The 12,033-nt window shown below is 51.9% G+C and carries 9 protein-coding genes; 8 read left to right on the forward strand and 1 reads right to left on the reverse strand.

Annotation, left to right across the window (positions count from 1 at the left end; all coding sequences use genetic code 11):
• The first annotated feature begins 207 nt into the window (after positions 1–207).
• From AAF564_22415 to thiL, 3 genes are all read left to right on the forward strand, one after another.
• Positions 208–879, forward strand: a complete 672-nt coding sequence (locus AAF564_22415; protein ID MEM8488320.1) for a hypothetical protein — start codon at positions 208–210, stop codon at positions 877–879.
• Positions 880–967: 88 nt separating this feature from the next.
• Complete coding sequence (locus AAF564_22420; GenBank protein MEM8488321.1) at positions 968–2,143, forward strand: anhydro-N-acetylmuramic acid kinase; 1,176 nt, start codon at positions 968–970, stop codon at positions 2,141–2,143.
• A 79-nt stretch (positions 2,144–2,222) separates the two neighbouring features.
• On the forward strand, positions 2,223–3,275 hold the full coding sequence (gene thiL, locus AAF564_22425) for a thiamine-phosphate kinase (protein ID MEM8488322.1): 1,053 nt from the start codon (positions 2,223–2,225) through the stop codon (positions 3,273–3,275).
• A 76-nt stretch (positions 3,276–3,351) separates the two neighbouring features.
• Here the strand turns inward: thiL and AAF564_22430 are convergent, their stop codons facing one another.
• A complete protein-coding gene (locus AAF564_22430; GenBank protein MEM8488323.1) occupies positions 3,352–5,895 on the reverse strand; it encodes a zinc-dependent metalloprotease in 2,544 nt (847 codons plus the stop codon).
• Between the two features lie 389 nt (positions 5,896–6,284).
• Between AAF564_22430 and AAF564_22435 the strand changes: the two genes are divergently transcribed.
• The 5 genes from AAF564_22435 (at position 6,285) to AAF564_22455 (ending at position 11,862) form a co-directional block, all read left to right on the forward strand.
• A complete protein-coding gene (locus AAF564_22435; protein MEM8488324.1) occupies positions 6,285–7,661 on the forward strand; it encodes a T9SS type A sorting domain-containing protein in 1,377 nt (458 codons plus the stop codon).
• A 374-nt stretch (positions 7,662–8,035) separates the two neighbouring features.
• Positions 8,036–9,535 carry a F0F1 ATP synthase subunit beta gene (gene atpD, locus AAF564_22440; protein MEM8488325.1) on the forward strand — a complete coding sequence of 500 codons (1,500 nt, stop codon included), beginning with the start codon at positions 8,036–8,038 and terminating at the stop codon, positions 9,533–9,535.
• An 89-nt stretch (positions 9,536–9,624) separates the two neighbouring features.
• A complete protein-coding gene (atpC, locus tag AAF564_22445; protein ID MEM8488326.1) occupies positions 9,625–10,044 on the forward strand; it encodes an ATP synthase F1 subunit epsilon in 420 nt (139 codons plus the stop codon).
• Between the two features lie 102 nt (positions 10,045–10,146).
• Positions 10,147–11,331: an alanine racemase gene (locus tag AAF564_22450; GenBank protein MEM8488327.1), complete on the forward strand. Its 1,185-nt coding sequence runs from the start codon at positions 10,147–10,149 to the stop codon at positions 11,329–11,331.
• A gap of 93 nt (positions 11,332–11,424) precedes the next feature.
• A complete protein-coding gene (locus tag AAF564_22455; GenBank protein MEM8488328.1) occupies positions 11,425–11,862 on the forward strand; it encodes a hypothetical protein in 438 nt (145 codons plus the stop codon).
• Positions 11,863–12,033 lie beyond the last annotated feature (171 nt).

Raw genomic sequence — 12,033 nt, forward strand, 5'->3', positions numbered from 1 at the left:
AGGATCGCTCCAACTTGTGTCGCAAGCAGCCCGGTTAACCCGCACATCAACCCGACAACAAAATGAATACGGTACGCGATAAGCAGATGCTTAATCGTTTGTCCTGTTTATGTTGGGTTTGTGAGATCCCTCGGATAATTGTATCTTAACAGCGACCACGGAGCTTCTTGAGTGCCCATGACGCCCGTTTATGATATACAACCTCCTTTGGAGTTAATTAAGAATGGCAAAGCTGCCGAGGCGATTCCCATGCTGGAATTTATCGCCAAGCAGATGCCATCGCACGTCTCATGTCACGTACTTCTTGCGCAGGCCTATGCGGACGAAGAACGCTGGCAAGAATCCCTCTCTTCATGGCAAAACGCCTCCTTCTTGATGCCAAACAGCCCAGCAATAAGGAAAGGATTTCGCGAAGTGCTCGGTATTCTTTCCCGTCAAGCTATCAAGCTCATTGCTACAGCACCAGAACCCCAGCTTGTTCAAAACGAGCCGGTTGAAGAAGAAGTAGCTGACAAGAAAATAGCTGACAACAAACCGAAAAATATTTTCTCGCACCGTGTGCCACCACCCCTTGCACACCTTGCCCCGGATCCCGAAGCGCTTGCTGAGGACCTCGAACTGGATGATCTGATCAACGAACTTGAATCGGCCCGGATTGTGCCGAAGCCTGAACACGAAGTTGTTGAGACGCCAGTACTCGAAGCAGATATCGAAGACATGGTATCTGAAACGCTTGCCCGGATTTATGAAGGCCAGAAACAGTTTGGCGAAGCTGCCCGGGTATACGAAAAACTTGCTGTAATTCAGCCCGACCGCGCCGAGGATTTTGAGCAACGCGCTACCGAATTACGCGCCCGTGCTGTCAACGAAAGCGAATAACTGCTAGAGCCCCAGCCATCTCGCTAAACGCTACATTGTGGTCATGGCGCCGTTGGTGTTGTACCTCGTCGCTATCCCCCCATTTTCCATGCAACAGAAAAAAAGCCGGCTTGTCGTTGGTATTATGAGCGGTACCTCGCTCGATGGTATAGATGCTGCCCTTGCCCGTATTGAAGGCTCTGGTGCAGGTGTTTCCGTAGAACTCCTTGGGTTTCGATCAGCTTCTTATCCGCCAGCACTGCGGCAACTGCTACTCGATAATTCCCAACCAGCCACTTCCTCGGTCCTTGCCATTTCCCAGTTGAATGTACGCCTTGCGCATGCGTACGCTGATGCCGTGCAGCAACTCCTTGCGTCGAACGATACGCCGCTGGAGGCTGTTGATGCAATTGGGTGTCATGGGCAGACTGTTTTTCACGTTCCCGATGCAGCTGATTGTGCCGGTATGCCTGTGCGCTCGACACTGCAACTCGGCGATCCGTCTACGCTGGCAGTGCTGCTTGGTAAAACCGTGGTAGGGGATTTCAGAATGGCTGACATGGCCGCCGGCGGCCAGGGAGCACCACTGGTGCCGTATTTTGATTACGTTTATTTTACGCATCCAACAGAACGCCGGGTGCTGGTTAACATCGGCGGCATAGGTAACCTTTCTGTGTTGCCTCCAGAAAACGCACACGGCAAAGTGCTTGCTTTTGATACCGGGCCCGGCAACATGGTGATCGATGCTGTTGTACGACATTTCTGGGACAAGCCGTATGACGAAGGTGGCCAATTAGGACGCCAGGGATCTATAAACCAGGCTTTACTTAAGTATTTGCTGGATGACGCCTACTATGACCGTCCACCACCCAAATCGACGGGCAGAGAGTTTTACACGCAAGGATATGTAGAGAAACTGTTGCAGCAGGCCGCAGATCTTGGCGTATCTCGCCCTGAAGATATTGTAGCCACCGTAGCAGCGCTCACTGTTGAAACACTCGCCGGCGCATTTGAAAACCACGTGCTTTCGGGTGGCTCCGTTGATCGCGTGATTGTTTCGGGTGGTGGGGTGCACAACGTGTGTATTATGGAGGGATTGCAGCAAAAACTTGCCGGTATCCCTGTGCAGCCCATGCAAGAGGTTGGGCTAAACCCTGACGCAAAAGAAGCTGTTTGTTTTGCCGTACTGGCCCACGAGACCCTCAATAAGGTGCCTTCAAACGTACCAAGCGCTACGGGTGCTACCCGGCCTGTAATCCTCGGGAAAGTCTGTTTGCCATCCTGACCCACCCCCTTGCGATTAGAAGGCAAGTTAGCGTTATTTCCACTCGTTTCTCACCATTTGGCCCCTAATTAATATTCGTATGCAGGAAAATCAAGCATTCACGCCGGTAACGGAAACAGGAGAGTTTGGTCTGATTGATCGCCTCGGAAATATTTTGGGTACCCCCTCCGACCCAACCGTTATCCGCACCATTGGTGATGATGCTGCCGTTTACAGTATCGGTGAGGGTAAGGTACACGTAGTGACTACGGATGCGCTCATTGAAAACATCCATTTTGATCGCACCTTTATGCCCATGGAGTTTTTGGGGGTAAAAGTGATGGCGGTTAATGTGAGCGATATCGTTGCGATGAACGCACGACCGCGCTATGCAACCATTGCAATAGGTTTGCCCCACGATGTGTCTGTAGAAATGGTTGAGTCGATTTACGCCGGCATCCAAAAAGCATGCAAGGCATACGGGGTTTCTATGATTGGTGGAGATACTACGGCAGCCCAGCGCATGACCATTTCGGTTACTGTTATTGGTGAAGCTGACGAAGAGGCTGTCGTTTACCGTCATGGCGCGCATATTGGAGATGTTGTTTGTGTGACGGGGGATCTTGGCGCTTCGTACGCCGGCCTCCGCGTGTTGCTTGAGCAGCGTGCTGCATTGCAGAAAAGTGGGTTGGACTTTGTGCCGGCGCTGGATGGGTTCCGGTATGCCATCCAACGTCACCTCACGCCTACGCCGCGCCTCACAGCCATCGACGTATTGCAGAAAGCAGGGGTTAAACCCTCCGCAATGATTGATATCTCAGATGGACTCGCTTCAGAACTTGAACACATTTGCCGGCAAAGCCATTGTGGTGCTACACTCAAGGCTGAAGATTTGCCGATTCATGAGCAAACCCGTGGTGCCGCCAAGCATTTTTCCCAGGATCCCGATACCTATGCGCTGTATGGAGGGGAAGACTATGAGTTGTTGATGACAATACGTCCCGATGATTACAAAAAAGTCCCGGCCGGTACACTTACTGCCATTGGTACCATTACGGACATGGAAGATATTCTGATTGAGACGCCGCAGGGCTCGAAGATTCATCTCAAAGGTCGCGGATACCAGCATTTTGGTGGGCCGTCAGATGTGTAGCTGAACGTATGCAATAAAAAAGGGCTGTACCTCATCGCGCGGTACAGCCCTTTTTTATTCTAACCTGGACGGTATGCTACGGGTGGTCCACACCGCAGAATACATGATTTTTAGTCCAGTTCTCCAGTATAGCTCGCCGATGTTTTGTACGCTGCAGGAAGTCTGGTGCATCCTGGCCGATAGGGGAGCCCGGTGGTGCGACAACCGTTCGCCAGGTTTCGGCAGGCTGGTATTCACGGGTCAGCACGCGTTGCACATCATCATAAATCATATCCCGGTGGGCAATGGTTTCGTTGTCTTTTCCTTTGCTGCGTTCGAGCCAGGCGAGAATTTCGCGCAAGTGCAAAATAACGCGGGCCCGTGTTGCAGGAGCAACATCTGATCTGGTGACCAACGAAAGTAATGCATCGGTCCATACTTGCTGTACAACCCGCTGTAATTCAGCGTCGTACGGATCTTTGGGCATCCGTGCTTTCCACACGCTATCAAAAATGCGTAATAAGACCTCGTTTGCACCGGGGAGTGCGGGATCAAAATCTTCCTGATAAATCAGGCGGGTGAGGCGCTGGGGGTTGGCAAGCAGATCGGCAACCATGCCTGCTGCAATGTGGGCCGGCGCATAAGGGTCAAACGTGAGACCGGTGTATCCGTCGAATAGCTCCCTGTTTTGGCCGTATCCGGGAGGGCGCGGTGGAAGCTGGGTCCTGAGGTTTTCCGGCAACCGTAAAGCGGTCGGCTTTATGGTTTCAAGGAGCGCGTCAACTGCCGCCAATTGCTCTTCGCCTGGAATTACAGCAGGTAGCCTGCGGGTATCATTGCGCATGGCGTAGCTGTAGTCTATGCCCCCAACAAGTTTCACCGCGGCTTCGATTTGAAAACGGTGGTGTAGGTAGAGCGGCACCAGCACTTCTTCCAACTGTGCAAGGGGCTGACTGGCTTTGATGTTGGCAATGCCAAAGCGGTTGAGCGCAATTTGTCGGATGCGCATGCTAAGGTCGAGTTGGTCAACCGGGTTGGTGCCGTTGTCCCACAAATGCCCAATGGGATGGGCACCACCCTGCGGGCGCGCATCAGTGTCTGTCAGGTAGTAGAATCCTTCCTCGTATGCTTTGTTGAGGATGGCATCGAGCTGTGTCCGCTCATCTTGGGTATCTGAAAACTGGCTGTAGCTGAACTTGACGGTGGTGATGTCCCAATCGCCGATGCCGGCATCATACGCCTCATTGATGGAGAGTTTGCCGTTGGCATCAAGCGTGACCAACGGCGCGGGGTAGTCCATAACCGATGCGCGGTTGTTTACAGATGCTGCAAAGTTGTGCATAAAGCCGAGGGTGTGTCCTACTTCGTGTGCTGATAGCTGTCGTAGGCGTGCTAGCGCCATTTGAAGCATGGGGTCGTTATCGGCCTGCAATCCGTTGCTGTTTTCTTCCGTGTCATAGGGGGCGAGCAGTCCTTCTGCAATGAGATAGTCCTGCCGTACGCGCAGCGAGCCCAGTGTTACGTGGCCTTTGAGAATTTCGCCTGTACGCGGGTCCTGAATGCTTCGTCCGTAGCTCCAGCCACGGGTTGAGCGGTGCACCCACTGGATCACGTTGTATCGGAGATCCATGGGATCTGCATCTTCTGGCATCACTTCAACGCGGTACGCATTCGAAAAGCCGGCGGCTTCAAAAGCATCTTCCCACCACCGTGCGCCGTCGAGCAGGGCGCTACGAATGGGTTCTGGGGTACCTCGATCGAGGTAATAGACAATAGGTTCAACCGGTTCGCTGACGAGTGCTTCAGGGTTTTTCTTTTCTAGCTTGTGCCGCGCCGTGTACCGAACTTCTTTGGCCTGGCTAACGGGGGTTGCGTAATCTACATAGGTGATGCCATATGCGCCCGACCGCGGATCAAAGAGGCGTGGGGTATAGCTCCCCAATTCTGGAAGCATCACAAACGATTGCCGCAAGCGCAGCGTGACGGCATTGGGGGTTGCTGCGACCTCGCGCACATAGCGCCCAGGATTATCTGAAAGAAACGTGAGTTGTGCTTCCAGTTCGGTGTTTTGGGGGAAAGACTTGGTCATGGCGAGGTGGGGGGTGCTGCGGGTTGCGTCCAGCTTGAAGTTGCCCTGCTTCATGTTGCCGAGCCGGCGTGTAATGCCCATCACATCGCGTAGCATAAAGCTGGTTGCATCAACCAGCACGCTGCTATCTGTTGTAGCGGCGGCTTTAAAGCCCCAGAGAATGCCAGGGGCAAAGGCGTCACGCACAGCTTTCTGCTCATCCGGATTGTCGCTGCTTGCGCGGTAGCGCAGGTTTGGCGTAACCATGAGCACCTTGGGGCCGACCCGCTTGAACTGCACAACATTTTCATCGCCAAGCAGGCCGCGGTCAAGGCCGATGTCGTTTGAGCCCAGACCGGCTGGGAGAGAGGTTACATAAAGCAGGTCGGTATCCCATTTATTTATTTCCAGCCACACTTTGCCGGCTTTTTCATCCCAGTACACAGGGATAAACCCGTCTTTCTTTTCAAATCCTTTTGTTTTTTCTTCGATGGCGGGTAGCTCCTGGCCGTAGAGCGGGGCAACAAATCCGGTCAACAGGAGGAAGAGAATCGGGAGAAATCTGCTTTTCATGGCGAAGCGGTTTGTAGGGTTGCGATGCTACGTTTATCAAGTTTAACAATACTACACATGGTAACGCAACCGAATGTAATGCCCGACGGACATATTTATGTAGCAGAAAGGGGAAGGATGTGTTTGTGGTAATACGTAATGCTGCGCCAGGGCTTATTTAAGCAATTGTAGTGGGGTCTAAAAGGTAATATTGTAGCTTTCGTGTTACTTCTTTTCCCGAAATCCAGGTTTCTAGTGACCAAAATACAGGTATAGCGTTTCTTTCAGGCTCTTTTCTCCGAATTGGACTGGTTTTCTCTTCTGGTCGAATCACGCACAGGCAGTACCCCCCTCCACCTACCCCATGAGCCTGTACGCGTCAGCTATCGCAACTTATCTGTACCCGCTGTATGTCATTTGCTCCCCCCTTAAAGCAAACGCCGTTCTTTATCCTTTTTGCTGTACTGCTTGTATTACTGACCGCATCCTTCAGTCCGGAAGCATCAGGCGCAACGCGCATAGTTACAAATCCGCGTATTGTAGATGTGAGTGTAGACAGTCCCTATGTAGGTGTCGGCGAAGTCTTTGAAGTGGCGATTAACGTCAATGACGTTTCTGGATTGGGCATCACAGCGTTCAATCTGGCCCTTACCTACGACGCCAGCTTGCTAACAGCTTCTGCTGTTGCTATAGAAGGCACGATGAGTGGCACAGCAAATATGACGCTGGTGTACAACGCTGATGATGCAGGTCGTATAGCCATTGCTGCGGCGGGTGTCGACGCGCTTGCCGGCGCCGGCGGCCTGGTGATCATCACCTTTGAAAGCCTGGCTACCGATGGCATTTCTAGTCTTGTATTTGAAGCAATCACCTTCAATGAAGGGAATCCGGCTGCAACCGGGAATGACGGTAGCGTAACGGTTACTTCTGCGCTGGCTGGTGATGCGTCACTGAACGGCGAAGTCTCAGCCTTTGATGCGGCAATGGTATTGCAGCATGCTGCGTTCATCGACACGCTTTCAACGCCCTCCTTTATTGCTGCTGATGTATCGGGCAATAGCGAGGTTTCATCGTTCGATGCTGCACTTATCCTGCAGCGTGTGTCCGGGCTGGTTGACTGTTTTCCTGTGGATGGTGGATGTGCCTCAAAACACCAGGGTGATCAGGTGATTGATGCGGCTTTTAGCTGGGGCCCGGTAGCGCCAGATGGTATGCTTGTACACATCCCTCTTATACTCGACCATGTATCCGGAAGCGTACACGCACTCACCTTCGAGATCATTGCCAGCGAGGAAATTGATTTTACATCCGATATTCGCACCCGTCTGCCAGAAGGATGGATTGTTTCTCGTGGTGAAAACGCCGCCGGCCACACGCACATTACGATGGCTGGCCTGACGCCCCTGTCAGCTGATACACTGCTAATCCTGCAGACTGGTGCTGATGCAGCGATCAAAGCGACCGCCCGATTGAATGAGCAGACGCCACAAGTGCTAGATGCGCCGGCCCTCGATGCCATACCCACCCAGTTTGCGCTACAGCAAAATTATCCCAACCCATTTAACCCGGTGACAACCATACAGTATGCGATTGAGCAAGACGTAGAGGTGACACTTGTCGTCTACGACATGCTGGGACGCGAAGTAGAGCGGTTGGTAGATGGGCTTCAAAACGCCGGCACCCACAACGTGTCTTTTAATGCCCAGGCACTGTCGAGCGGTATGTATGTTTACCGGCTCGTTGCCGGGTCATATGCACAAACAAAGCAGATGCTGCTGGTGAAATAGTTTTCCAGATTTTCCTCTAGAAAAGCACTTCTCCCCCCGCACTTCTTTCATCCGACCAGGCTAGCGAGGCCGCACCATGCAAATCAGGTGCGGCCTCGATTTTTTAGCGCGATTTTTCGATGATTAAAGCCACAAATGGCAACATTTTCCCACTTTTGCTGATCCAGGACGCAAAAATGGCTTTGGTAGCCACTTTCAGGTTCCAGTTTCGTAAAAATTTCCCAATTCTTTGAGATCTTCCTGAAGGAACGAGAGTAGGAGACGCAGCAGATCAGCTATCGCTGCTTTGAGTATATATTTTTCAGTGATAGAACGAGCGCATCGCTGACCTTCCTCCGCCTTCAACGACTTATTTAGTAGAGCATAGATCCTTCATGGAAGCAACCAAAACGATGACCAAAGGGCAGGTTGTACAAATCATTGGCCCCGTAGTAGACGTAGAATTTGAAGCCAGTGCAGTTCCTGAAATTCTTGATGCCTTGAGCATTGCCCGAGAGGGTGGTGATGCGCTGGTACTTGAAGTACAGCAGCATCTCGGCGAGAACCGGGTAAGAACCATCGCAATGGATTCTACGGACGGTTTGACCCGTGGCACTGAAGTAGTGAACACTGGCCAGGCAATCGCAATGCCAATCGGCGAAGATATCCGCGGCCGCCTGTTCAACGTGGTTGGGAAAGCCATCGATGGCCTGCCTCAGCCAAAAGGCGACGCCCGCCGGCCAATTCATGCAGAGCCACCGTCCTTCGACGACCTCGCAACCTCTACCGAAATCCTCGAAACGGGCATCAAGGTAATTGACATCCTCGAGCCTTATTCTCGTGGTGGTAAAATTGGTTTGTTTGGTGGTGCTGGTGTAGGCAAGACTGTATTGATCATGGAACTGATCAACAACATCGCTAAAGAGCACGACGGCCTGTCTGTGTTTGCCGGTGTTGGTGAGCGTACCCGTGAAGGAAATGACCTGCTCCGCGAGATGCTGGAAAGTGGTGTAATCCAGTATGGAGAAGATTTCCTCCATGCAATGGAAGAAGGAGAATGGGACCTTTCCAAAGTTGATCTCGACAAAATTAAAGAGAGTAACATCGCCCTGGTATTTGGCCAGATGAACGAGCCGCCAGGCGCCCGCGCCCGCGTTGCCCTGTCCGGCCTTACAATTGCAGAGTACTTCCGCGATCTTGGTGGTCGTGACGTGCTCTTCTTTGTAGATAACATTTTCCGCTTTACGCAGGCCGGCTCTGAAGTATCAGCGCTTCTTGGTCGTATGCCTAGCGCTGTAGGATACCAGCCGACGCTTGCAACGGAAATGGGTGAGATGCAGGAACGCATTACTTCTACCAAAAACGGTTCAATTACATCAGTGCAGGCCATTTACGTACCTGCTGATGACTTGACTGACCCTGCGCCTGCTACAACCTTTGCGCACCTTGACGCCACAACGGTACTCTCGCGTCGTATCTCTTCTCTGGGTATCTACCCGGCGATTGACCCGCTTGATTCTACCAGCCGTATCCTTGATCCCCGCGTCATTGGCGATGATCATTACAACACGGCACAGGCGGTTAAAGAACTCCTGCAGCGGTACAAAGAGCTTCAGGATATTATTGCTATCCTTGGTATGGATGAATTGAGCGACGAAGATAAAGAAGTTGTAGGCCGTGCACGTCGCGCTGAGCGCTACATGTCTCAGCCATTCTTTGTTGCTGAGCAGTTCACTGGTACCCCGGGCCGCTACGTGAAGCTTGAAGACACCATCCGTGGCTTCAAAATGATCATGAACGGCGAGCTTGACCACTATCCTGAATCTGCCTTCCTGATGAAAGGCACCATTGAGGAAGTGATCGAGCACGGAGAAAAACTGCTCGCAGAAGGATAATCAATTGGTTGACGGTTGCAGGTTGAACGGGCAAGTATAATTTGCTGCTCAGCCTTGCACCGGTAACAGCAAACCTGTACGCATTAGAAATGGCTGGAACTATCTACGTCGACATTGTATCGCCAACAGGCAGCGTATTCAAAGGGGAAGCAGAACGCGTGCGTGCACCTGGTATCCAGGGCGCATTCGAAATCCTGCACAACCATGCGCCGATGATCGCAGCAATCGAACTGGGGCCGTTGTTTGTAACGCTTACCTCAGGTGACCGTGTTGCTTTTGCTACCAGTGGCGGCTTTGTTGAAGTACTGAACAACACCGTAACGGTGCTTGCAGAGACGGCTGAGCCGGCTTCAGGCATCGACATTGATCGCGCCAAAGCCGCAGAGGCCCGCGCCCTTGAAAAGATGTCTTCAGGTGATGACGCTGAGCGTCGTAAAGCGCAGCAGTCACTCGAGCGGGCAAGGTTGCGGATGAGCATGGGCAATGTCGGCGGTAAACGCGCCAACTAATCCTACGCTGCGCAGCAAGCCTGTAATAATTATTTGGAAAACTGAAGCCATTTCTTTAAGAAGAGATGGCTTTTTGTTTTTTCCGTAAGACGACGCTATACCATGCAGATTTCTGACCTCCCTACGCCCTGTGTACTGATCGAAAACAGCCGGCTTGAAACCAACCTGCGTGTGATGCAGGAGAAAGCTAACACAAACGGCGTGGACCTTCGGCCGCACACCAAAACCCATAAATCTGTTGCCATTGCACAAAAGCAGATGGCACAAGGCGCCAGCGGCCTCACGGTTGCCAAAGTGGGGGAAGCAGAAATTTTTATGGAAAATGGGTTCTCTGATGTGCGGATTGCCTACAATGTGGTCGGGCAAGAGAAACTGGCCCGTGTGCATCAACTGATGTCAAAAGGACGCATTTCTTTTTGTGTTGATACCCTGGAGGGAGCACAGCAGGCTTCAGATTTTTTTGCTTCGCTTGGGGAACGGGCTGAGGTGCTTATTGAGGTAGATTGTGGCTACGGACGCTGTGGTGTGCGCTGGGACCAACAGCAAAGCCTTGATTTTGCTCGTGCTGTAGGTGACCTGCCGGGCTTAAAACTCACGGGCATCCTTACCCACGCCGGCAACGCCTATGCCGGACCAGCATCGGATGAGGAATCCCTTGATGGGTCGCTCAAGCGAGTTGCCACAGAGGAACGGGACCGCATGCTTGAATTTGCGGCCGCAATGCACGCTGCCGGCGTCAATGGGGTTATGCCAAATGCTGTAGGAGGACGCTTTGAAATCAGTATAGGCTCAACGCCTTCCATGAAATACTTCGAGAACGCGCAACATCAAGGGTTTACGGTAACCGAAATAAGGCCCGGCAATTACCCTTTTAACGATGCCATTCAGCATGCGCTCACGGTTGCGCCGCTCAAAGACTGCGCCCTCACGGTTTATGCAACTGTAGTGAGTAAACAACGCAATTCAGACGGTAGTGAGCGGCTCTTCCTGGATGCCGGCCGCAAAGTATTTACGGGTGATGAAGGATACCTGACCAGGGGCTATGGTATTATCCTCTACAATGCGCGTGCGATGCATGCACTGCCCCATGCATCCATTACAGGCCTTTCTGAAGAACATGGCTGGGTACGCGTACCCGGTGCCTCAACCCTCGAAGTTGGCAACACAGTTCGGGTGGTCCCCAATCATGCGTGTGTTGTGGTAAATAACCTGGACCAGTTTCACCTGGTTGATGGGAATGAGGTCGTTGGAACACTGCCCGTTGATGCACGAGGTAGGGTTGCATAGAAAAGCCCTTTTTTGGTGAAGATTTTACTTTTAATCGTTTATCTTCTTAGGTTGAACGAATAAAGTAACCCGGCCACTAACTCACATTTTACTATGGGTAACAACAAAATTATTATTGCCGGCCTTGTTGGCGGTGTTGTAGCATTCTTTGTAGGCTACCTGATCTGGGGCATTGCCCTTGCACAGTTTGCTGTTGATAATGCTGGAACTGCTACAGGCGTAGGGAAAGAAGCACCAGATTTCTGGGCGATCATCCTTGGCTCGCTGGCAAGCGGATTCCTGATTTCTACCATCTTTGGCCGCTGGGCCAACATCAGCACCTGGAAAACAGGTGCGACTGCTGGTGCACTGATCGGTTTTCTGGTAGGCGCACACGTCAACTTTATCGAGTTTGGTAGCAGTCACATTACAACAATACCGCTGGTACTGGCTGATATTGTTGGGTATGTCTTGATGTTTGTTGTCGTCGGCGCTGTTGTAGGTATCATGCTCGGACGTGGTATCGAGAAACTGGAAGAAGTGACGGCGTAATCCAACATGCGAATCTGTTGTCGCCAGACCCGTAATACGATATACCCCCCATCCGTTGCTGGTTTTGCGCAATAGTACGCAAAAAAAGGCATCCTGCAAACTGCAGGATGCCTTTTTGATGTTCTGCTATATCTTTTGTCCTATCGAAGAATTTTGAATTTGATCGGGTGC

This window comes from Bacteroidota bacterium (assembly GCA_039111535.1).
GTDB lineage: Bacteria > Bacteroidota > Rhodothermia > Rhodothermales > JAHQVL01 > JBCCIM01.

Bases quoted from the DNA above. Each gene is read 5' to 3' on its own strand.
- atpC (MEM8488326.1), top strand. From the start codon at position 9,625: ATGGCTGGAACTATCTACGTCGACATTGTATCGCCAACAGGCAGCGTA.
- AAF564_22435 (MEM8488324.1), top strand. From the start codon at position 6,285: ATGTCATTTGCTCCCCCCTTAAAGCAAACGCCGTTCTTTATCCTTTTT.
- thiL (MEM8488322.1), top strand. From the start codon at position 2,223: ATGCAGGAAAATCAAGCATTCACGCCGGTAACGGAAACAGGAGAGTTT.
- AAF564_22450 (MEM8488327.1), top strand. From the start codon at position 10,147: ATGCAGATTTCTGACCTCCCTACGCCCTGTGTACTGATCGAAAACAGC.
- AAF564_22430 (MEM8488323.1), bottom strand. From the start codon at position 5,895: ATGAAAAGCAGATTTCTCCCGATTCTCTTCCTCCTGTTGACCGGATTT.
- atpD (MEM8488325.1), top strand. From the start codon at position 8,036: ATGGAAGCAACCAAAACGATGACCAAAGGGCAGGTTGTACAAATCATT.
- AAF564_22455 (MEM8488328.1), top strand. From the start codon at position 11,425: ATGGGTAACAACAAAATTATTATTGCCGGCCTTGTTGGCGGTGTTGTA.
- AAF564_22420 (MEM8488321.1), top strand. From the start codon at position 968: ATGCAACAGAAAAAAAGCCGGCTTGTCGTTGGTATTATGAGCGGTACC.